Origin of the sequence: Vibrio sp. TBV020, assembly GCF_046056895.1 — a bacterium.
GTDB lineage: Bacteria > Pseudomonadota > Gammaproteobacteria > Enterobacterales > Vibrionaceae > Vibrio.
The window spans coordinates 586,266-608,810 of sequence record NZ_JBEEAQ010000001.1; the positions used below are offsets into that span (position 1 = coordinate 586,266).

General features: G+C 42.6%; 19 protein-coding genes. 10 read left to right on the forward strand and 9 right to left on the reverse strand.

The genetic code is table 11. From position 1 onward, the window contains the following. The 7 genes from AAFX28_RS02460 to AAFX28_RS02490 all read left to right on the forward strand — a co-directional run bounded on the left by AAFX28_RS02460 (position 1) and on the right by AAFX28_RS02490 (position 5,809). Positions 1-375 (forward strand): hypothetical protein, encoded by a 375-nt coding sequence (locus AAFX28_RS02460; RefSeq protein ID WP_408686801.1) that lies wholly within the window; start codon positions 1-3, stop codon positions 373-375. A 22-nt stretch (positions 376-397) separates the two neighbouring features. Beyond that, positions 398-1,426 (forward strand): sulfate ABC transporter permease, encoded by a 1,029-nt coding sequence (locus AAFX28_RS02465; RefSeq protein ID WP_408685310.1) that lies wholly within the window; start codon positions 398-400, stop codon positions 1,424-1,426. A gap of 326 nt (positions 1,427-1,752) precedes the next feature. Beyond that, complete coding sequence (locus AAFX28_RS02470) at positions 1,753-3,189, forward strand: glyceraldehyde-3-phosphate dehydrogenase (protein ID WP_408685312.1); 1,437 nt, start codon at positions 1,753-1,755, stop codon at positions 3,187-3,189. A gap of 216 nt (positions 3,190-3,405) precedes the next feature. Then, positions 3,406-3,612: a hypothetical protein gene (locus tag AAFX28_RS02475; protein WP_408685314.1), complete on the forward strand. Its 207-nt coding sequence runs from the start codon at positions 3,406-3,408 to the stop codon at positions 3,610-3,612. Between the two features lie 22 nt (positions 3,613-3,634). Next, entirely contained in the window at positions 3,635-4,804 is a 1,170-nt protein-coding gene (locus tag AAFX28_RS02480; protein ID WP_408686802.1) for an alpha/beta hydrolase, read from the forward strand. Positions 4,805-4,946: 142 nt separating this feature from the next. After that, entirely contained in the window at positions 4,947-5,432 is a 486-nt protein-coding gene (locus tag AAFX28_RS02485; RefSeq protein WP_408685316.1) for an acyl-CoA thioesterase, read from the forward strand. A gap of 131 nt (positions 5,433-5,563) precedes the next feature. Beyond that, positions 5,564-5,809, forward strand: coding sequence for a hypothetical protein (locus AAFX28_RS02490; protein WP_408685317.1), 246 nt, complete (start codon positions 5,564-5,566; stop codon positions 5,807-5,809). A 330-nt stretch (positions 5,810-6,139) separates the two neighbouring features. On the opposite strand, the gene malG is transcribed toward AAFX28_RS02490, so the two are convergent. The 3 genes from malG to malE all read right to left on the reverse strand — a co-directional run bounded on the left by malG (position 6,140) and on the right by malE (position 9,874). Continuing rightward, a complete protein-coding gene (gene malG / locus AAFX28_RS02495) occupies positions 6,140-7,030 on the reverse strand; it encodes a maltose ABC transporter permease MalG (protein WP_408685319.1) in 891 nt (296 codons plus the stop codon). Positions 7,031-7,042: 12 nt separating this feature from the next. Further along, positions 7,043-8,617: a maltose ABC transporter permease MalF gene (gene malF, locus AAFX28_RS02500; protein ID WP_408685321.1), complete on the reverse strand. Its 1,575-nt coding sequence runs from the start codon at positions 8,615-8,617 to the stop codon at positions 7,043-7,045. Positions 8,618-8,692: 75 nt separating this feature from the next. After that, complete coding sequence (gene malE, locus AAFX28_RS02505) at positions 8,693-9,874, reverse strand: maltose/maltodextrin ABC transporter substrate-binding protein MalE (protein ID WP_408685323.1); 1,182 nt, start codon at positions 9,872-9,874, stop codon at positions 8,693-8,695. Positions 9,875-10,528: 654 nt separating this feature from the next. Between malE and malK the strand changes: the two genes are divergently transcribed. Then, entirely contained in the window at positions 10,529-11,644 is a 1,116-nt protein-coding gene (malK, locus tag AAFX28_RS02510) for a maltose/maltodextrin ABC transporter ATP-binding protein MalK (protein ID WP_408685325.1), read from the forward strand. Positions 11,645-11,726: 82 nt separating this feature from the next. Here malK and AAFX28_RS02515 read toward each other — a convergent pair whose 3' ends face one another. Next, positions 11,727-13,022: a methyl-accepting chemotaxis protein gene (locus AAFX28_RS02515; protein ID WP_408685327.1), complete on the reverse strand. Its 1,296-nt coding sequence runs from the start codon at positions 13,020-13,022 to the stop codon at positions 11,727-11,729. Positions 13,023-13,206: 184 nt separating this feature from the next. Here AAFX28_RS02515 and AAFX28_RS02520 point away from each other — a divergent pair, with 184 nt between their 5' ends. After that, positions 13,207-14,568 (forward strand): GGDEF domain-containing protein, encoded by a 1,362-nt coding sequence (locus AAFX28_RS02520; protein WP_408685329.1) that lies wholly within the window; start codon positions 13,207-13,209, stop codon positions 14,566-14,568. 61 nt (positions 14,569-14,629) lie between these two features. Here the strand turns inward: AAFX28_RS02520 and tnpA are convergent, their stop codons facing one another. Further along, positions 14,630-15,064: an IS200/IS605 family transposase gene (tnpA, locus tag AAFX28_RS02525; protein WP_408685330.1), complete on the reverse strand. Its 435-nt coding sequence runs from the start codon at positions 15,062-15,064 to the stop codon at positions 14,630-14,632. A 172-nt stretch (positions 15,065-15,236) separates the two neighbouring features. Then, positions 15,237-16,055 carry a phosphate ABC transporter substrate-binding protein gene (locus AAFX28_RS02530; protein WP_408685331.1) on the reverse strand — a complete coding sequence of 273 codons (819 nt, stop codon included), beginning with the start codon at positions 16,053-16,055 and terminating at the stop codon, positions 15,237-15,239. 150 nt (positions 16,056-16,205) lie between these two features. On the opposite strand from AAFX28_RS02530, the gene AAFX28_RS02535 reads away from it, so the two are divergent. Further along, on the forward strand, positions 16,206-16,559 hold the full coding sequence (locus tag AAFX28_RS02535; RefSeq protein WP_408686803.1) for a DUF3024 domain-containing protein: 354 nt from the start codon (positions 16,206-16,208) through the stop codon (positions 16,557-16,559). 10 nt (positions 16,560-16,569) lie between these two features. Here the strand turns inward: AAFX28_RS02535 and AAFX28_RS02540 are convergent, their stop codons facing one another. The 3 genes from AAFX28_RS02540 to rnb all read right to left on the reverse strand — a co-directional run bounded on the left by AAFX28_RS02540 (position 16,570) and on the right by rnb (position 22,262). Further along, entirely contained in the window at positions 16,570-18,906 is a 2,337-nt protein-coding gene (locus tag AAFX28_RS02540) for an ATP-binding protein (protein WP_408685333.1), read from the reverse strand. Beyond that, entirely contained in the window at positions 18,893-19,954 is a 1,062-nt protein-coding gene (locus AAFX28_RS02545; protein ID WP_408685335.1) for a cytochrome-c peroxidase, read from the reverse strand. Before AAFX28_RS02545 ends, AAFX28_RS02540 begins: the two co-directional genes overlap by 14 nt. Positions 19,955-20,258: 304 nt before the next feature. Then, positions 20,259-22,262 carry an exoribonuclease II gene (rnb, locus tag AAFX28_RS02550; RefSeq protein ID WP_408685337.1) on the reverse strand — a complete coding sequence of 668 codons (2,004 nt, stop codon included), beginning with the start codon at positions 22,260-22,262 and terminating at the stop codon, positions 20,259-20,261. Positions 22,263-22,545: the final 283 nt, after the last annotated feature.

Consider the following 22,545-nt stretch of genomic DNA (forward strand, 5'->3'; position numbering starts at 1 on the left):
GTGCAGGCGGGCGAGTTTGCTATTGTCACACTCAACCCAAACCTTGAAGAGCTTCGCCTTAGCCAAGTAAAAATGCTGTACCGAGGGCGTGCTTCCAGCGTCAATGGGGCGACGGTGCGACTTGCCGACTTACCTCGCCGTTCCGAAGAGCGCGAAATGTTCTATCAGCAGCTTCTCAAAAAATCTCCTAGCCAAATGTCTGCTATATGGGCACGCCAATCTTTCTCTGGTAAAGCTCTGACGCCGGCAGAAATATCAGAAATTAATAGTGCATCTTTATTGCTGTGGCTTAAGGCCAATATCAACGGTATTGCTTACATCCCGTTTGAACAGCGTCCGGAGGAGGCCTATGTGCTTTATCACCTCAAAGACTAGCGATTGGGCTAAGGATTTTGCAATGATAGTCTTCTTGCTTTTTGCACCCTATACAGCCGCGCAAATCGCTTTGACCAATGATGTTCAACTTAGCGGTTTCGGCACATTTTCAGCTACTCGCAGTGACAATAGTACGCCTGTGTTAGTACATAGAGATATTACTAATGAGTGGTGCTTTGACTGCGATTCGACACTTGGGCTTCAATTAGACTGGCTTGCAAACAGTGAACTTCGAGCAACGGTTCAAGTGATCAAAAGGCCGCAAGATCACTTCTCTTCTCCGGAACTCGAGCAAGCATTCCTCGAATATACTTTAAACAATTCCAGCATTAAGACGGGCCGCTTACGAGCCCCATTATCTATGATGTCTGAGTTCTATTACGTTTCTGCCGCTTACCCTTGGCTTCGTCTACCACCAGAAATATACGCTAGCCAACTCGGCATTACTCATTATGAGGGGCTGACAGCAGACATTTCATTCGACCTTGCAGACGAAGTTCAGCTAACAATCTCCCCTTTCTATGCAATACCGGATACACGCAGTTTTGAGAGATATGGAGAAAGCTATACCTTAGAAACTTCGAGAGCGTTAGGAATATCTTCCGAGCTTTTTTACGCTGGAAACCTGATTCATTTCGCTTTTATGAATACTGAGGCTTCCCAGTTCAGCCAATCGACTCAAAAAAGCGCGTTCAACTTGAACGTTGTGTCCATTGGTCTTAGTCACTACTTTGACCAACTCCACTTCCAAGCTGAAACAATGTTATCAAACGATATAGCAGCCAATTGGTACGCAGGGTTTGACTATCAGGTAGGGGATTTTACGCCATATATTCAGTACGGACAGAAGCGGATTATAAAAGATGCTCAAAGTTATTTAGTCGGGTTCAGATACGATTGGACCTCACAAATAAACACTTCTCTTGAATGGCAGTTGATAGAAGGTGATAAAAACGTGATCAGTGGTTACTTCACCGAGCTACAAAATCCGGGACAAGCCCTTAGTTCTAAGGTCCAATTGATTTCATTAGGTCTTTCGTTCACATTTTAAGTGGGTAAGGTGATGGATTTCACAGTGATATAAGCAATCCCCTTAAACTGTTACATATTTTATGTGCTTCAAGTATTTTTAGTCGAAAATTAAGCTAGCTTGTATTTTAAAGTCAATAGGCTAACACTCCTAAATCAATCAGTTTATTAAGCCATAAATTGACACTATCACAGTAAAATAACCCCCCTTTATTTTTCCTAGCAGAATAAGATGTTAGGCCTTACAATCCTGCCGCATAAAAATTACAAAATTAATACAACCTCTATCCACTCCCCTACAAGTGAAATAGAGTCAGCCCCCAAAAACGTGAAAGGTCCCCGAATACAATGAGCCCAGAGAAACATCTCTTAGAATGGCAAACAAGCCAAACGATTGCGGAAACTATCTCTCCACTTCTTGGTCAACTGTACCGTCATAAAGGCGTCGAAGTATTACTTTTTGGTAAAACACTGGTTAACGCAGCGACTATCGATATCATCAAAACTCATCGCTTAGCTCGCCGTTACACTGGTACTGCTCTTACTCCTGAACAAACACTACCTCTAATCAAAGCCCTTGCTGAAATGGAACTGTCTCCATGCCGTATCGATATTGGTCAGCTTGCTCACCAATTCTGGCAAGGTCGCGACGATGAGCACGGTGTGAAAGACTTTCTACACACCTCTCTGCTTGGTGCGATGAATGGTCAAACTGTGTCAGAGCCACGCGATGTTGTATTGTATGGTTTCGGTCGTATCGGTCGCCTGCTAACTCGCCTACTTGTAGAAAAGTCTGGTCCTGGATACCCACTTCGACTACGCGCAGTCGTTGTTCGTGGCGGTAAAAAAGGTGACTTAGAAAAACGTGCTAGCCTACTACGTCGTGACTCTGTACACGGGCAATTCAACGGTAGCATTATCGTTGATGAAGAGCGCAAGGCAATCATTGCTAACGGCAACTACATCCAGTTTATCTACGCGAATAAGCCAGAAGAAGTCGATTACACAAGCTTCGGAATTAACAACGCACTTGTTGTTGATAATACAGGTGTATGGCGTGACGCTGATGGCCTTGCTCAACACCTAGAATGTAAAGGCGCTGAGAAAGTTCTACTTACGGCACCTGGTAAAGGCGACATCAAAAACGTAGTATTTGGTGTGAACGACAATGTGATTGAAGCTGAAGACCGCATTGTTTCCGCAGCAAGCTGTACGACGAATGCAATCACTCCGGTACTAAAAGCGATCAATGATAAGTACGGTGTGATCTCTGGTCATATTGAAACGGTTCACTCTTTCACAAACGATCAAAACCTGATCGACAACTTCCACTCAGGTGAGCGCCGTGGCCGTAGTGCTTCTTTGAACATGGTTCTAACTGAAACGGGTGCAGCTAAAGCCGTTGCAAAAGCACTACCTGAGCTTGCAGGTAAGCTAACGGGTAACGCGATTCGCGTTCCAACGCCTAACGTTTCAATGGCAATCGCTAACCTGAACTTAAGCAATGGCACTGACAAAGATGAACTAAACGCGTACCTTCGCGAAATGGCTCTTACGTCAGAGTTATCAGCTCAAATCGACTACACAGAATCCACTGAGATTGTTTCTACTGACCTAGTAGGTTCTCGCTTTGCTGGTGTTGTCGATGGCGCTGCGACTATCGCGCAAGACAATCGTTGTGTACTGTACATTTGGTATGACAACGAGTTTGGTTACAGCTGCCAAGTTGTTCACTGTATGGAACAGATGATGGGTGTTCGTTTTAAAACCTACCCAACCAAATAACCTAATATCGCTCCTGACTGCTAAGGTCAGGAGCAAAGCTCCACAACACCTATACTTATTATAATCCCCCTTGTTTGCCACTTTCAGTTTCTGGAAGTGGCTTTTTTGATCAGATCAAAACCAAATCTCTTCGATTATTGTATTGATTGATGACCCGTTCATGTTTTATTCATTTACGACAACGTAATCTAGCTGTGTAACTAAGAGGTATAGATTATGAGTAAAGTAATTTCTGGTATTTTAGCCCTATTTATTGGCATGTTTACCCTACTGTTCAGTTTGGTTTTGGCTATCCCACTAACCATTGCTGCGCTGATCACTGGTAAGAAAATTGAGAAATCACTAAAAATGAATCGCTCAGAATTTTCACAAAATCAATCACGTTCTGTTCTAGAGGGCGAATATGAAGACGTATCAAAGTAAAAAGGAAAAACTCGAATATATGATGCGCAAAAAGACCGCTTTTGCTTTTTATATCGCTGCAGCAACCACCGCTATCTTGGTGGGCTGCACTACACAGCCGCAAGATCCTGCTTTTGAAAAAGCCGAACAGCTCCCGAACTATTCTCAAGAGAGCTTTGCACAGTACACAAATGAGACTAAGGATTGGCTAACGCAAAACCGTCTATTTATTACCAATGATAAAGAGACCGAGCTAGAGCTTGTTGCTCCCAAAGAATACCGACCTACCAGGCCAAATGGTCAAGGGGTGTTGTTGGTTCATGGACTCGGCGACTCTCCATACTCTTTCACAGATATAGCCACACATCTATCTGAGCAAGGCTACCTAGTGCGTACCGTTTTACTTCCTGGACATGCAAGTAAAGTCGGCGATCTACAACTGCCCACACTAGAAGACTGGCAGGGTGTGGTACACCACCACATCGAATTGCTAAAACAAGACACTGATTCAGTGTGGCTTGGAGGCTACTCTACCGGCGCTAACCTCGTCACCTCTGAAGCATTAAATGATGATTCAATAAATGGATTGCTGTTGTTCTCGCCAGCGCTACAGCCAAACTCAAGCGCAGTGCAATATGCCGAACTAGCGAGCCACTTCGTTACATGGGCCGACCAAGACCCTGAAGACAATCCATTACGCTACAACTCATTACCGATGAGCGCTGCGGCTGTCTATTATCAGACATCAGCGGTAGTACAAGATCAGTTGGAACAAGCTGAATATAGTAAGCCAGTATTCATGCTGATGAGCGAAGGGGACCAAGTGATCAATACTGAGTTTGCTATCGACGCCTTCTCAAACAAGATGCCAAACCCCAACAATCATATTGTATGGCAAGGCGAGCATGACTTAAGTGAACCTCGCTCTACTCGATTTACCATGAAGCTACCGGAGCAAAGAATATCAAATGGCTCACATATGGGTTTACTGTTTTCGCCGACCAACCCAAATTATGGGATAAATGGCAGTAACCTCATCTGTAATAATGGTCAAACGGAATCCGATGGCAATAAGTGTGCTTCGGGTGAAGATGTCTGGTACTCATCTTACGGTTATATCGAGCTTGGAAAAACTCATGCACGTTTGACCTACAACCCTTACTTTCAGCAAAGTATGGAGATAATGGACAAAGTGATGTCGACTAAAAGTTAGATTTCTCTTCCTCCCAAACGACTATCAGAGCCCAATTAAATATTGGGCTCTTTCTTTTAATCGCCTAAGCTCAAATAGTGATTGCAGTTTATTTACAGGTTTGTTATCAAATAGTAAACCTATAAAAACAAAGGATTGACAGATGAGTAATGGTCAACGCGATATAACTTTACGTTTTCTAGCTGAGCCCGGTGATGTGAATTTTGGTGGTAAGGTCCATGGCGGAGCTGTGATGAAGTGGATTGACCTTGCCGCGTACGCGAACGCTGCTGCGTGGAGTGGTAAATACTGTATTACTGCCTACGCTGGTGGGATCCGCTTTGTTGCGCCTATCCATGTCGGTAACTTGGTCGAAGTGAGTGCGAAAGTTATTTATACAGGTCGCAGTTCAATGCACATTGCTATTGACGTGCAAGCCAGTGATCCAAAAGAGCTAAAGAACCGCCTAACTACCCACTGTATTGTGATTATGGTTGCCGTTGATGAACATGGTAAACCAACATCCGTACCTGAGTGGGTTCCCGAGACAGAAGAGGATATTGAACTTCGAGATTCCGCTATTCGTCTAATGAACATGCGTAAACAGATTGGCGAAGAGATGGAAGCACACGTGAAATACCTTAAGTAATACTTTCTCAGAAATAGAGGACAACCCCTCTATTTCTGTCAGCCTTCTGTTAACACATCACTTTGTCATCATTCTTTCATCTTTGTTTGCTTAAATTCGGCGGCAAAGTCATAAAAATGAAGGAATATTGCTTGAGCCTTGGTGAAACTACCCTCAGTGAATCAACCCTCTCAAACCTGAAAGCCGTCGAATATCAATGGGTAAGAACCATGTACGTCGAAGGGTATGAAGATCAAGAGATCAACCGCTACATCCAAACATGCTTTGGCGGTGATGACGTTTTCGCCGATCTTTTCCGTAAAGTCGCCCTCTCTCAAGAGAGTATCTACGTTTTACTTCGTCATTTAGGGTGTGCACCTTCCAATCGTGAGCTATAGCCACCAGAACGTGCGAATCACCGCAACTTAATGAAAGAAGTTGCACCATTTCAAATAGTAACCTTACCTTGGTCGCATCGATTTAGACTTTCTGTGGTGCAGTTTGTCTCACTTCTTATACTCAATTGGCTAGCTTAAGATACAAAAAAACCCGGGACAAACCGGGTTTTGGTTACAAAAACTGTTAGTAGTGAAATAGTAAGGAATCTAGCTAACAGCCAGCTATGCGTAACGCCAGAACTGTACTCTTCTTAACTGATCGGCGGCCAAACCAAAAGTGTTAAGTAAAGTACAAAGTGGGCGGCCATAAGGTCGCCCTTATTGTTCTTATTAGCCTTTCACACCACCAGCTGTCAATCCTCCGACTAACCAGCGCTGCGCAAGCAAAAATACAATTGTAATAGGTAATGCAGAAAGTACTGCTGCTGCTGCAAAATCACCCCAAAGATAGTTCTGAGGGTATAGATACTGCTGCATACCTACCGCTAATGTATAAGAGTTTACATCAGAAAGTAGTAAAGATGCTACCGGAACTTCGCCAACCACCCCGATGAACGACAGGATAAACACAACCGCAAGGATTGGCACAGACAGTGGCAGCAGCACTAATCTAAAGGCCTGCCAAGGTGTTGCACCGTCAAGTGCTGCAGCTTCTTCCAGTGACGTATCGATGGTCTCAAAGTACCCTTTAATCGTCCAAACATGTAGAGCAATACCACCTAAGTAAGAGAAGATTAAGCCACCGTGCGTGTTCAAACCTAAGAATGGAATGTACTGGCCAAGCTTATCAAACAAAGCATAAAGTGCGACAAGAGCCAACACAGCAGGGAACATCTGGAAGATCATCATCGCTTTTAGGATGGTGTTCTTACCTTTAAAGCGCATACGGGCAAAAGCATACGCAGACGTCGTAGAAAGAGCGACAATCAAGATTGACGTGATGCCCGCAACTTTCACCGAGTTCCATAACCACGTAAGAACAGGGAACGGAGGCGGCGTCACAGAGCCATCCGCATTAGTAACTGAGAAACCTAACGCCAACTTCCAGTGCTCTAACGATGGATTGTCAGGGATGATGCTACCTGTCGCAAAGTTACCTTCACGGAAGGAGATTGCGATGATCATCAATAGTGGAAAAATGATTGTCGCAAGGAACAACCACATTGCAATGTGCGTTGCCCATACACGGTATTTAAGGGATTTACCTTGTACCATAGCCATTGGAGACTCTCCTTAATCCTGAGACAGCTTAGTGAAACGTAGGTTAATCAGCGCTAACGCACCTACAAGTAGGAAAATAAGTGTAGCGATTGCACTTGCTAGACCGAAGTCTTGACCACCAGCACCTTCAAAGGCGATGCGGTAGGTGTAGCTCACAAGCAAGTCTGTGTAACCCGCTGGCTCAGATGTACCAATCATGTTTGGACCACCTTGAGTCAACAGCTGAATCAATACAAAGTTGTTAAAGTTAAATGCAAAAGCAGCAATTAATAGTGGTGTTAATGGCTTAATCATCAACGGCATAGTGATCTTGCGGAAGTTATCGATAAAGTTCGCACCGTCAATCGCAGACGCTTCATAAAGATCTTCAGGGATCGCTTTTAGCAAACCCATACACAGAATCATCATGTAAGGGAAGCCAAGCCATACGTTTACAATCAGAACCATTGTTTTCGCTAGAATAGGCTCTGAGAACCAAGCGGGGCTGATACCAAATAGTGACTCAAGCACCATGTTGATTTCACCAAAGCTCTGGTTGAATAGACCTTTGAAAATCAAGATTGAGATAAATGCCGGTACCGCATAAGGCAGAATCAAAAGTACTCGGTAGATTGCGCGTCCTTTTAATTCTTCCCACTGTACAACACTTGCTAACACCAAACCGATGACGACCGTTAGACCCACCGTCAGAGCGGAAAAGACCACAGTCCAAATGAAGATGCTGACAAACGGCTCTTTGATGCCTTCGTCTTTCCAAACTCGCTCAAAGTTATGAGTACCAATATCGACAATGAAGCCAGGTGAAACTGTAGAGCCAGTGAACTGGCCATTCTCATCAATCGGTTGGTAAAAACCGACTTCCATATTAGGTTTTAGATATTCACCTGTGCGATTGTTGAATAGTGTTTCACCATCATCTTGCTGAGTGTACAGAGGTACGACAGCAGCAAATTTACGCAAACCGCTCATACGAATATCATCACCAGATGGTAAATGCAGGTCAATGCCACCTAATACAGCCTTGTTCTTGATGATTGTTTTGATTTTTTCTTTGTCACCAGAAACAGACTCTACAGCGGTCAAATCCATATCCGTCGCAGTTGTCGCCGTTAGATCGAATTCTTGTGTAGCAAACAGCTGATCGCCTTTCTTAATCGCTAAGCGATGGCCGTTGTCAGTTTTGTAAAGAGTGAACGGGTAGCTGTCACCACTTTGATAAGTGCGCTCCAGTAAGACGGTTTGTGCCCGCTCATATGAAAGTTGGTTTTTCGCACTGTAGTTTGTGAATGCAAGACCCACGGTATACGCCAAAGGGAATAGGATAAACAGGATCATACCTGCGATACCTGGGTAAATATAACGGTGGGCGTAAGTCTTTTTACTACCGAAAATAAATAGTGCGAGTGCGGTTAAAATAAGGGTAAGGAGGGCAAAGGCCAACTCACCACGAGAATACATTAGAATCGTCGCGTAGCCATTAAGAATACCGACGGAACCAAGAAGTCCCCACTTAATGAACACGCTTTTACTTGATGGCAAGCTCGCTGTTGGAGATGTCATAGCATCTGTACCTTGAACTGACTGCATAAAAGAACCTGCTAACGATGATAGTACTTAGAAACGAAGGAGGGGTTGCCCCCTCCTTAAAAAGTGAGAAATGATTTATTTTGTCATCTGTTTTTCAGCATCAGCTAGTGCAGCATCCACTGTTTGGCGACCATCAACAATGTTGATGATTGCGTTTTTCGCGCTACCCCAGAATGCGTTCATCTGCGGGATGTTTGGCATGATCTCACCGTTCATTGCGTTATCCATAGTTGCTGCAATACGTTGGTCAGCATCCAATTCACGCTGGAATGAGTTAAGCGCTACCGCACCTAGTGGCTTGTCATCGTTTACTTTGCGTAGGCCGTCGTTTGTTAGTAGGTAGTTCTCAATGAACTCAACTGCAAGGTCTTTGTTTGGAGACGCAGTGCTGATACCGGCCGTCAATACGCCAACGAAAGGCTTAGATGATTGACCGTTGAACTTAGGCAGTGTTGTTACACCGTAGTTGATACCCGACTTCTCAATGTTGCCCCATGCCCAAGGACCATTGATAGTCATCGCTGTTTTACCTTGGTTGAATGCAGATTCAGACACCGAGTAATCCATATCTGATGAAATCACACCCTTATCAACAAGGCCTTTTACAAAGTTCATTGCGTCTTTTACGCCATCAGCGGCAATACCCGCGTCTTTAACGTCATAGCCTGCAGAACCGTATTTAAATGCGTAACCACCATCAGCTGCCATTAGAGGCCACGTGAAGTACGGTTCTTTTAGGTTCCACATAATTGCAGACTTACCATCCGCTTTCAGTTTTGTGTCAATCGCTGCCACTTCTTCCCAGCTTTTCGGTGGGTTAGGCACTAAATCTTTGTTGTAGATAAGAGATAGAGATTCAACTGCAATAGGGTAACCAATCGTCTTACCGTTGTATTTCACTGCGTCCCATGCAAAATCAACAATACCTTCTTTTAGTTCTTCTGAAGGGTTAACTTCTGCAAGTAAGCCAGCTTCTGCGTAACCACCAAAACGGTCGTGTGCCCAGAACACAATATCAGGGCCATCACCCGTCGCAGCTGTTTGAGGGAACTTATCTTGAAGCGCATCAGGGTGAGCAACTGTCACTTTAATACCTGTGTCTTCTTCAAACTGTTTACCTACTTCTGCAAGTCCGTTATAGCCTTTATCACCGTTAATCCAGATCGTAAGTTGGCCTTCTTCGATAGCAGCATTTGCACCAAATGAGCCAAGAGCAACAAGTGTTCCGAGCGCGACTGTGCTTAGGGCGTTTTTCATGTTCATATCCTTTTTATATTTGTGTTGTAGGGTTCGACCGGTGGTTTCGCCTCATTTCATCGGTTATTTTCAGCCAAACTGACAAATGACTCATCCTCCTACCCCCTACGCCCTAGCTATTATGTACTATTTTCGTGATCGCCATCGTAGCGGGTTAGCGATTGAAGTCACAAAACCATCTCTGAATGTGACCGAATTCACTAGGATTGGGTTATTTTTTTTGACCTACGTCTCTCTACCCCTTCTCCTCCTCCTTTTCGCTACTCCCTCCCTACTCCCCCTTTAATTAATTTGCCTAGGAGGATGTCGCGCAGTGTCTATATAAGCAAAATACAGTCATCCAAGAGTGGATGGTAAGAACCCTTTCCAGTCATACCGAGTTTCACGGTAACTGGTTACAATGCCGCGAGGGTTTGCTAAGAGACATTGAGATACGTAGGTAATTAGGTAACTGATTCTTTCGGGGGAGAAGCTCGATGTTTACGGGGGTAGCAAACCTAAATTTGGCTTGATGGGTGTTGAAACAGTTCTTCACCCATATTTTCTTACTATTTGGTAGAATCCAATCTCTTATCAAATTCCTACTATTATTGCCGCTAATACAATTCATATAATGAAGGGCAATGAAAATAACATCGATCGAGGGCGAGCTAGATGGCGAGTGTCACGTTAAAAAATGTATGCAAAGCATACGGCGACGTACTAATTTCTAAGAACGTTGATTTAGATATCCAGGAAGGTGAGTTTGTTGTCTTCGTTGGTCCATCGGGTTGTGGTAAGTCAACGTTACTACGTTGTATTGCAGGTCTAGAAGACATTACCTCTGGTGATCTATACATTGGCAACGAGCGCATGAATGATGTTGAACCATCGAAACGTGGCGTTGGTATGGTGTTCCAGTCATACGCTCTGTACCCGCACCTTAATCTCTACGACAACATGTCTTTTGGTCTTAAGCTAGCTAAAGCAGACAAAAGTGAAGTTGATCGACGTGTCGAACATGCTGCGGAAATTCTGCAACTTAGCCACCTCCTAGAGCGTCAACCGAAAGCCCTTTCTGGCGGTCAACGTCAGCGCGTTGCTATCGGTCGAACACTCGTTTCTCAGCCAAATGTATTCCTACTCGATGAGCCTCTATCAAACTTAGATGCGGCGCTTCGTGTACAGATGCGCTCAGAAATCACAAAACTACAGCGCAAACTTGGCTGTACCATGATCTACGTTACGCACGATCAAGTGGAAGCAATGACCATGGCAGACAAGATTGTTGTTCTTGATGCAGGCTTCGTCTCACAAGTAGGTAAACCACTTGAGTTATACCACTACCCTCAAAACCGTTTTGTAGCAGGCTTTATCGGTTCTCCTAAAATGAACTTTATGAGCGTGTTCATTGAAGCAGTAGAAAAAGAACGAGTGATGGTGCAATTAGCCAACGGCACAACCTTCTGGATCCCAGTAGATGGCACGACTGTTACTGCAGGTGAACGCATGTCTCTTGGCGTACGTCCAGAGCATTTACTGCCAGCGGATGAAGGCGATGCGACCATTGAAGGTGAAGTGAACATCGTCGAAAAATTGGGTAATGAAACGCAAGTCTACATGCACATTGATGCGGCAGACGCAGACATGATTTACCGTCAACCAGACACGCTCGCGGTAGAATCTGGTGATAAGCTTGCTGTAGGCATTCCAGCTCACCGCTGTCACCTATTCCACAGTGACGGAAAAGCTTGTCGCCGCTTGTACAAAGAAGCTGGTGTTACAAACTAATAAGCCATCAACATGGCTCTTTAAAAAATGGACATATCTAGAGTATGTCCATTTTTTATTTCAGCAAAGCTAAAACTTAAGTCTATTTTGAATGATCGGATAACTGCATTACCGTTTGGCTAACATTCTCTGCACCATTATGAATTTCGTCCATCACAGAAGCGACTTCCGTAATGTTCTCCTTTCCTAATGTTGCGATGCTCGTCACTTCATTACTTAATTCAACAACATCATTGATTAGTTTAAGGTTTTCTTTTACAACGACAGCAATATCCGTTGTCGCCTGAGATGTACGAGATGCCAAATTACGGACTTCATCAGCAACGACAGCAAACCCTCTACCATGGGATCCTGCCCTCGCTGCTTCGATTGCAGCATTAAGCGCTAATAAATTGGTTTGATCAGCAATGCTATTGATAGTCGACGTTATTTCAGCAATGCTTGCCGAACGGTCATGTAATTGCTGGATATTCTTACCCGCCTCCTCAACATACCCTCTAATATCAGAAGAGTTTACCACACATTGTTGAAGTAGCTTATCTCCCTCTTTAGCAATCTGGCTGGTTTCTATTGCCGTTTTTAAAGCAACCTCAGAAGCTTGAGATATAGCTTCGTTGCGCTCAACTTGAGCTGTGATATCTGAAGCAAACTTAACGACTTTATGTACATGCCCCTTATCATCAAAGATAGGGTTGTAAGTTGCTTCGATCCATACTTGCCCTCCTTCCGCTGTGCGACGCAAAAATTGACCCGTTTTAAACTCTCCTGCTCTCAGGTCATCCCAAAAAAATGGATTGTCCTGATAAAATTGGTCGAAGCAAAACATTTTGTGTGGCTTCCCAATAACATCTCCATATGTATATCCCAAAGCCTGTAAAAAATTATCGTTAGCACTCAACACATTCCCCGACACATCAAACTCAATAACTTTAAGAGAGCGGTCTAAAGCAGATAAGACTGAGTTGCTATCGCGATTTTTGTAATACAACTGAGTAATATCTGAAGCGATTTTAGCCACAGACTTTACATGTCCTTGATCATCAGAAATCGGAAAGTAGGTAGCTTCAAGAATACGTTCCTCTCCATTGAGATTATAACGTTTGAAGGTCCCAGAATACTGTTTTCCTGTCCCTAATTGATTCCAAAATTCTACGTATTCTTGTGAATTGATGAGTTCCGGTGAACAGAATATACGATGGTGTTGCCCAATGACATCTTGCTTTTTATACCCAACGACATTGAGAAACAAATCACTAACGTCTTGAATAATTCCCTGAGTATTGAACTCAATCCAAGGGATATTTTTCATTAGTGAACTATAAACGAGATCTGAATGAGACTGAGATTCACTCACCGATTTTTGACGCGAAAAAAACATACTTTAGACAACTCTTGCTTCGACAGGGTTATGAATTAGAGCAAATTGCCCCTACCTCCACTATCAGATTTATCTTAACTGAACCGATGAAAATGGTCATTTATACGACATATTCAAAAATGTTTAAAGTCAGAGTAACAATGTAGTCAGGGAGAATTCTTTGTATATTTACAGAGGAAATAATATGGGTATAAGTTGCTCTGACATAACAGACTGGTATACTGTTTATTGGCTAGGTGTATTTGATTCAACAACCGCTGTGAAAACCGAAAACCAGTTAAGAATATTATCGCTCATACTCATCACCTTAACAGTAATGACCTTTCTTGCACTAGGGTATTATCGTTATGGCTTTAATCGTACTTTAGATCCAGTACAAAGCAGTGAATTCTCTCTACGAGTCAACACAGATCAAGATCATGGTGGATTGACGACAGGATCTTTAAGCCGCCTTGACTCGGGTGCTTTACTTTTGACATGTCAGGTCTCACACGCCTACAAGCACCCATTCTGTGAGGTTAGCTTTGATTTTCACCCTACAGACACAAGCGACAAACATCTCGATCTTTCAGTCTATGATCAAGTTGCATTTGACGTAAGGTATAGTGGAGATAGCCTTCCCAAGTCTCGCTTTATTATTCGAAACTTTGATGAGGCGTATAGTAAGCAGGGTGATCTCCAGTCAGATAAATTCAACGTATTTGAATTCAATACTGACGCACACAATTTAAACTCCCCTCTTTCTCTCGACTATTTATATGTACCTAAATGGTGGTTCGATTATTACCAACACCCAGTGACGTTAACGGCCGTCGATATCAGCGAATCAGTTTCAATAGAAATTGGTACCGAAGAGTTTGTTGCAGAAGGCACCAGTACGTTTGAGATCCATGCCATTGAGTTTAGAGGTAAATGGCTTCCCCTTGCTGATTACCAGAAAATCATCATCGTGGCTTGGATTGCGACTCTCTTTTCATACCTGTTGTTCTATCTTATTTCGACTCATAAGATGCTTAGGAAAGAGAAAGAAAATATTCAAAAATTACAAAGTCACTTAGCCAGACTGCAAACTGAAGTCTCCTTAGATCCACTCACAGGTTTACGCAATCGCCGTGGATTAAACGATCTATTCCAAGCGGTTGAACAACTCGCTAAGCATCAACACCATATCTCAATTGGTGTGCTCGATATCGATCATTTCAAAAACATCAATGACACTTATGGGCACGCAGCCGGCGATGACGTATTGCGTCAATTTAGCCAATTGTTACTTGATAACAGCCATGAAAGGGATATTTTGATTCGATGGGGCGGTGAAGAGTTTGTTGTGATTAAAGTAGGACAATCCTTGTCGCAGACGGAGCGATTCTTTAATGACCTTCGAAATGAGATAAAACTAAAAAATTGGCCAGAAGGTATCAGGTTAACAGCTTCTATTGGGGTGATAGAGCTACACAATGAATTCGTTGAAACCGCAATTGCTCGAGCTGATGAACTTCTCTATCAAGCAAAGGAAAACGGACGAGATAAAGTTATCGCCTTATAAGTAAATTACCACCTTCTAAAGAAGGTGGCTTTGTGTGAGCCCCCTAAAAGGGGGCCTTTGTTTAGTCCAGCGCTAATTGTTGCTGTTCCGCGCGCTCTTGCTTTTCTTGATGTCTCACATAACGTCGAATGATTTCTTCATTAATTCCTACGCTATCGACAAAATAGCCTCTTTGCCAAAAGTGGTTACCCCAGAGCTTATTTTTCCTCAAATACGGAAATTTACTGAAGAGCTTTAAAGCTATTTTGCCTTTCAACACACCCATTAACTTGGATATTGATAGCTTAGGTGGAACTTTTACTACTAAGTGCACGTGATCAACCTGGACATTCAATTCAACAACTTCACATCCAAGTTGATTACAGTAAACATTTGTACACCGATAAACTTCTTTACCTACATTGTTCTTCAAGATCCTAAATCGGTATTTTGGTGTCCACACTATGTGATATTGACATATCCAAAATACATGGGAAGCTTGATTGTATCTACTCATGTTATTTGTCCTCTTTGACTTCGCTAAAAATCAAGGAAGCATTTAACATGGGTAGAACTACAGGCGAAGCCTAACTGAATGATAACCACCTACTGAAGTAGGTGGTTTAGGGCTGAAAACAAAAAAACCACCTTCGCGGTGGTTTTTTCTTGAGTAGAATCTGTTGTCCTAGCTATTTAGTGATCGGCGTATAACCATATTCCGCAATAAGTTCGTTTGCTTGTTTGCTCTTGAGGTAGTCTAAGAAAGCTTTTGAGTCTTTGCTAACATTCTCTTTTTCAAACAAGACCAAGAATGGACGAGATAATTCATACTCTCCGCTAGCAATCGTTTTGTTGCTCGCACCTACACCTTCAAACTGAATAGCTTTGATTGAACGGTCGACAGAGCCCGTAGAAATAAAGCCAATCGCTTGTTTGTTGTGATTCACAATGGTTTTAACCATGCTGTTACTGTTCACCACTAAGTTGTCTGGGTTGATGTCCGAGACTAGACGGCCATTAACAATCTTGGTTAATCCCATTAAACTTTCGAAGCTATAACGAGAGCCTGATGACGCTTCGCGAGTCACAACCGCAATTTTTTGATCCGCACCGCCCAATTGTTTCCAGTTAGTGATCTTGCCTTTATAGATATCGAATAGCTGCTCACGCGTAACGTTGCTGATTGTGTTCGATTGGTTAACCACAACCGCCAAACCGTCAAATGCAATTGGAGACACTGTTAGAGACTCGTCTTGCTCACTTTCAGTAAGGTAACGAGAGCTCATACCTATATCTGCCACACCTTTCTTGACTAAGGTAATGCCAGCTGTAGAACCAATGCCTTGAACTGCCACATAACTGTCTGTGTAAGTGCTATTAAAATCTTCTGCGAGAACATCCATAACACGCGCAACGGATGTCGATCCCGAAACATTCACTTCCTCTGCTAAAGCGGGAGCCACTAGCATAGATGCTGATAATAATGTTGCTAGTGCAACGCGAACCATAATTCTCTCCTAATCGAAATGGACAACAAATAACGTGCATTATGGTATTTCGATTAGATGACATTTTTGTGAAAACCCATACAGACAATCGAATTACTTATTCATACTATGCTTATAACAAAGTCTTCTGGCGACCAATGTGAGATGGATATGGGGTTAGTGAGTTTATTGCAACGACAAGTTGAAAGCCGTGCGCAACTGATCTGTAAACAACGTAATCAAAGTACGCCTGCCGAACTTGGTAAAGCAAGCTATGAGTCAATGAACAACGGCGTAGTATTTATCAAGCAGCACTTCTTGTTGGACTCAACCCACTGCGACTACATGAATCCAGTAGCAAAAGTCGCATGGAATAGTGAACTGAACTTGTGGCAGCTGTTCTTACCCCATCATTCCGAACTAGATAACTGGCTACCGTATCCATTCTTAGCACAAAGCAGTGATCTAACCGCGATAATGCGCGAAGTCGATAAAGACCCAAAATCGATGTTTTGGAGTGACTGATTAAACCTTCTTACGCACGTCTACTAGCTTCATTGTATAACCCTGCGATAAGCCGTTGAGCTTGGTGATAATTGACCAACATTCTATTCACCAATTGCTGTAAATGTTCAACACTCGGTAATTGTTGGCCCTCGCTATTCATACGAGCACCTTCCGCTAAAGTAAGCACGCTATCGAACTTCAGCTCTTTCCCTAAGTTCTCAATTTTCATCAGTACATTGGTCATTAATTCAAAATCTACGGTTGAGTAGGCTTCAATTAACTGGTCCGTCAGACCATTAAGTTTTTCTTCTAGCCCCTTAAGTAGCTCAACTTTTTCGAGGTGGCTCAATGTAGAATCATTAAACGCAGAACTGGCGGACAGTTCTTCTTCAGTTAAAGCAAGTTGGCTAATTGGATGGCGAACCAACGGAATAACCGTGCTGGTATCTCCGCTAGTTTGTGAGCATGTAATGATCTTTGCAGAGAACTGATTAAGAGCGAGATCAAGGCTGTCTTTTTGCAGAGGTTTCGTCAGCACGAAGTTTGCTCCGGAGCCAATAAGTGAGTCATGGGCTTCTTTAAACACATCAGCGGTATAAGCGAAAATAACAGTATTAAGCTTTAGGTCATTTCGTATGCACGTAATAGTTTCAACACCACTCAACTTTGGCATATGATTGTCAATCACAATCAAATCAAATCGTTCTTTCTTAAGAATTTCAATCGCTTGTAAGCCATCTTCAGCCCAGGTAATATCATCGGCATAATCCTTAAGAAAACGCTTCGCAACAATAGCATTAACTCGATTGTCTTCAACTAAGAGGATGCGTATTGATTGCGATATTTTCATACCTTCAAGTGAGTGTAACGCGCTTTCGCTAGCATCAACTTCAATATGTTCAATGTCTAACGGCAAGTAAATATCAAACTGAGAGCCTTTTCCGATTTGACTGGTCACTGAGATATCACCGTTCATTAAGTCGACAAGCTTTTTCACTATCGATAAGCCAAGACCCGTGCCACCAAATTTTCGCGTAGTGGATAGCTCAGCCTGTTCAAAGGGAACGAATATGCAATCTAACTTGTCTTCGGCAATACCAATCCCAGTATCTTTAACCAAGAAATGTACTCCTTGAGATTCAGATTCATCGATTTGAATTCTGATTTCTACCTTTCCTTGTTGAGTGAATTTAATCGCGTTACCAATTAGGTTAAACAGAAGCTGTCGAGTCCGAGCCACATCACCAACCAACATTAAACTATCAGTTTTATAACTTGGTATAGAGAGTTCAATATTCTTTTCCTGCGCTAAAGGCTGTAGTGTGCTTCCTAAAGGTTGTACCAACTCTCTTAGTGAAAATGGCCTTTTCTCTAGTTCTAGTTTTCCTTCTTCTACCTTAGAAAAGTCGAGTATATCGTTGAGTAAAGTGACCAAGTGATTACCTGAATCTATAATCACCTCAGCATGCTCTTTCACCCTTGGTTCCGTACTATCTGCCCGTATCATTTGAGCGACACCAAGAACTCCGCTCATAGGAGTCCTTAGTTCGTGACTCATTGTAGCCAAGAATATTGATTTCGCATGGTTCGCCTTTTCAGTCCTATCTATTGCTTCTTGATAAGCAAGGTTATTGCGTTTTAGCTCTTGTAAACGATGAAGATAGGTATAAATAACAAAGGAGAACACCACGACACCTAAAACAGTTAGTAACTGAAACATTCTATTCTGAACAGTAATCGCTTGTTGTCTAAGAGACTTTTCTGAGAGTTCTACAAACTCTGAGTTTACGGGAGAAAGTAAAGCAGTAAAAAGCTCGCGCCTTTGCGAGTCAACTTGCTTAAAAGTCAAAATCGTCGATTCAAGTTGCTTGGGCATATTCCCTAAACTAGCTTGTTCATGTATTTGTTTTGCGGTGACTTCTCGCTCTAGAAGGCTGTCTTCAATTGGGACGTTCATGTAGTCAACCACTGTCGCCAACAGCGCATCTTTAACGATGATCAAACCAACTACTTTGTCTAAAGTTTCCGTCAACGCCAGTAAAGAATGGTGGAAATTGTCTAATACCTTGATTGTGCGATCATTATATAAACTCAATTTCCAACCTTGTTGGTAACTAGAGCGCAATGCTTCACTCTCTTTTTCAAGATCGACAATCACTGAATTGAGATAGTATGGATCTAACTGTGGAGATAGAGCGTGATTGGTCACGACATCTCGTACTTCAATAACTTCATGGCCTAAAGCACTAATAGCAGCGTAATAAGACGTGATTTGTTTATGCTCTATGTAAAGAAAATAAACAACTGTACAGATTGATAAAGATAGAATTGAAGCAATTGAAAATAGAATTTTAGTAAGGTTCATTTTCAAACTCCTCCAGAATAGATGGTCTCTCACCTGAAAGAGAGCTTAAAAAAGCACTGATTGCGTCAACTTCACTTGTTTCTAGAGAAAGTCCTAACTGGCTCTTGGCCATTATCTGAATCGCATCTTCCAATTTTTCTGTTTTTCCATCATGAAAGTAAGGGGGAGTGTTAGCCACATTTCTTAAACTCGCTACCCGAAAGATGTACATATCTTCCGATTTACTTGTATGCATATGGCGCCCCGTATCGTTTGAACGTTCTTGCCCATTATATTGCAAGCCATATAAACCAAACTTCATGACCATACCCCCTCCGATATTCGTGCCACGGTGACAACGTATACAACCATGTTTCTGAAACAGCTCCCATCCTTGAAATTGATTCGCGGTAAGCGCACTTTTATCGCCATTGAGGAACTGATCAAAGGGTGCATTAGGTGTAATAAGAGCATTCATAAACTCAACTAACATCGCTTTGATGGTCGTTTCATTCACTTCAATTTGTTGCTCAGAAAACAGCTTCGAGTATCGCGGAGAGTTGGCAACATACTCGGTCACAAACTGCCAGTTTGAATTCATTTCTATGTTGCTATGTATCGGACCATCAATCTGATCCTTCAAACTGTTCGCTCGTCCATCCCAGAAAAAACGGTAATTAAGAGCTGTATTAAAAACAGTAATGGAGTTTCTTAATCCTGCCCCCTCTACACCCGTTGACACTGCTGTTGGTTCGGCACCATTACTAGATAAGTCATGACATGATTCACAGCTAATTTGGCCGTTTGATGAAAGTTGAGGGTCCTTAAACAGTAACCAACCAATTTTAGCCTGTGGTTTATTAATATTCTCGGTCGTCGGCAGTGGAGCGACCAAGTCGACCTTACCTGAGACATTGTGAGTGACATGAAGTGAAGAACTATGATGCTCATGCTCGTCACTATGAGAGTGATGCTCTGTATCGTCGTGAGTAAATAACCAGATCAGAGGAGCGCCTCCAACCAAGAGTATCAACAATATTGCTGCAAACAGTTTTTGGTTTCTTGCCATATTCATAGTCCATTATGTGGCAGCCTTAGCTTACTTTTTAAACCTTACCAAATATAAATATAGTTTCATATTTGTAATATTCACTAAGAACATTAACTATCTAATTTTAGTGAATTGATTAGTTAATCTGGTTGTCGAAAGTCTCCGGCTTATGGACTTCTATTAACAAATATTGGAGAAGCTTACATTGCTTAAATGTCAGTATGAGTAGGAAGTGAATATCAAGAGAAAGATTCATAGACCAAAAACAAAGGGGCACTCTTTGAGCGCCCCTTTATAGTCATGATTGTAAAGATCGTCGAAATTACTCTGCCGCTTTTTCTACGTCTTCTACCGTTTTCACATCTTCAAAAATCTGAGTTGGTTTCGCTACCAAGTTACGGTTTTCTTGGTTCACTTCTGTTAGCACGACTTCTAGTACATCACCTAAACGGTAAGTCACTTCTTTGTCGATAGAAACAGTGCCGTTATCAGCACTGCACTCTAAGCGTTCTTTATTCGCCAGAATCAGTGAACCTGGAATAAACGCCGCAGCGCCGTTTTCTACTAAGCGAATACGCATACCTGCACGGTTAATGTCGAAGATTTCACCGTTGAATTTAGTCTCTTTCGCAGGCTCATCCGCAAGCGTTCGTGCGTATAACCAATCACCGACGTTACGCTCTGCAATTTTGTGGTGTTTACGATGAAGTGCCAATTCTTCACCCACAGTCTCATCAGCAGTTTGCACAGGCTCTTTACCTAAGATGTGCGCTTTCAACATACGGTGGTTAATCATGTCACCGTATTTACGAATCGGAGAAGTCCATGTCGCATAAATGTCTAAACCCATCGCGTAGTGTGGTAGCGGTTGATTACCAATCTCGCTGTACGCTTGGAACTTACGAATGCGATTATCAAGGTAGCTCGATTCCTGTTTACCTAACCAACGACGAAGCTCAGCAAAGCCTTCTAGAGTCGCGATAGATTCAGCGGTAAACGGTAAATCGCCTTCTGGATTAACAAAACCAAGAACATCAGCAATTTTCTCTGACTTGAAGCCTAAATGAGTGTTAAAGACACCTGAATTGAAAGTTGATTGCAGAGTACGACCCGCACAAATGTTAGCGGTAATCATCGCTTCTTCAACTAGGCGGTTTGCACTGCGGCGCATATCTGAGTGAATTGCAACAACGTCGTTGTCTTCGCTTAACTCAAAACGGTAGTCGGGGCGGTCTGGGAAGACAACGGCATTAGTTTCACGCCAGTCAGCACGTGCTAATGAGAACTCATACAAATCACGTACGATTTGTGCAACCTCTTCATTTGGTTGCCATTCCGGTGATTCACCGTTTTCAAGCCAATCTGATACATGGTCGTAAACCAAGCGAGCGTGAGACTTAATGTTCGCAGCAAAGAACTTGATGTCATCAGCAATTACACCGTCTTTACCTACCGTCACTGTACAGCAAAGCGCTGGGCGAACTTCATCTTGCATCAAAGAGCAAAGCTCATCAGCAAGATCACGTGGCAACATTGGGATATTGCGACCTGGCAAATAGATAGTAAAGCCTCGCTCACGAGCCACTTTGTCCATCTCACTTTCCGGAGAAATGTAAGCTGTAGGATCAGCAATAGCGATAGTTAACTCAAAGTCACCAGACTCAGTCTTTTTAGCGTATAGAGCATCGTCCATGTCTTTTGTTGATGCACCATCAATGGTTACGAATGGAACGTGAGTCATGTCTACACGCTCTAGATCCGCATCGTCATTGATTTCCCAGTGATCGATACCGGCAGGTTCGCTATTTGGTAAATCATTCTGAGCCAGCGTAACCCACCAAGGTGCAATCTTGTCATCTGCATCAGTGATTTTTTCAGAGATCTCTACAAAAAAACCATTATCACCTTTTAACGGGTGTTGGATAAGATGCGCAACAACCCAGTCGCCTTCTTTTAGATCATCACTTTTGATGCCTTTGCGAGTTTTTGCTTTTAAAGACAGTTTCTTAAGTTGAGGATGATCTGGCGTTACGTTCAATTTGCCTTTAAACAGTTTAACTCGGCCGATAAAGCGGTTAAGACCCTGTTCCAATAACTCTTCAGGCTCAGCTTGCTCGCGCTCTTTCTCTGTACGAATGATCGCTTTGACTTTGTCGCCGTGCATACATTTCTTCATGTATGGAGGCGGAATAAAGTAGCTTGTCTTATTATCGACTTCTAAAAAACCAAAGCCTTTTTCAGTCGCTTTGATTGTGCCTTCTTTTTTAGGAAGGTTTTCTTGAATTTGCTGCTTAAGTTGAGCCAGTAGAGGATTATCTTGAAACATCTATCTTGTTTTTACCGAATAAGTATCACACTGAAAAATTGTGCACACTATATCATTCAGCCTATAGCCTAGCTACCTTATCAGCATGTCAATCTAGCGCTCAAAAGGGAATTCAATCACTTAATTGAACCATTGCATCGCAGTCAATTCGTTCAACCAATGTGTCGATATGATGAATATGTGAACAAACAATCTCAATTCAGGAAAAAATTGTGATGAAATTCAATTTTTTCTAGCTTTTTTTATGCTTTTCAGGAATAATCCGCCCCCTTATATCGGTACC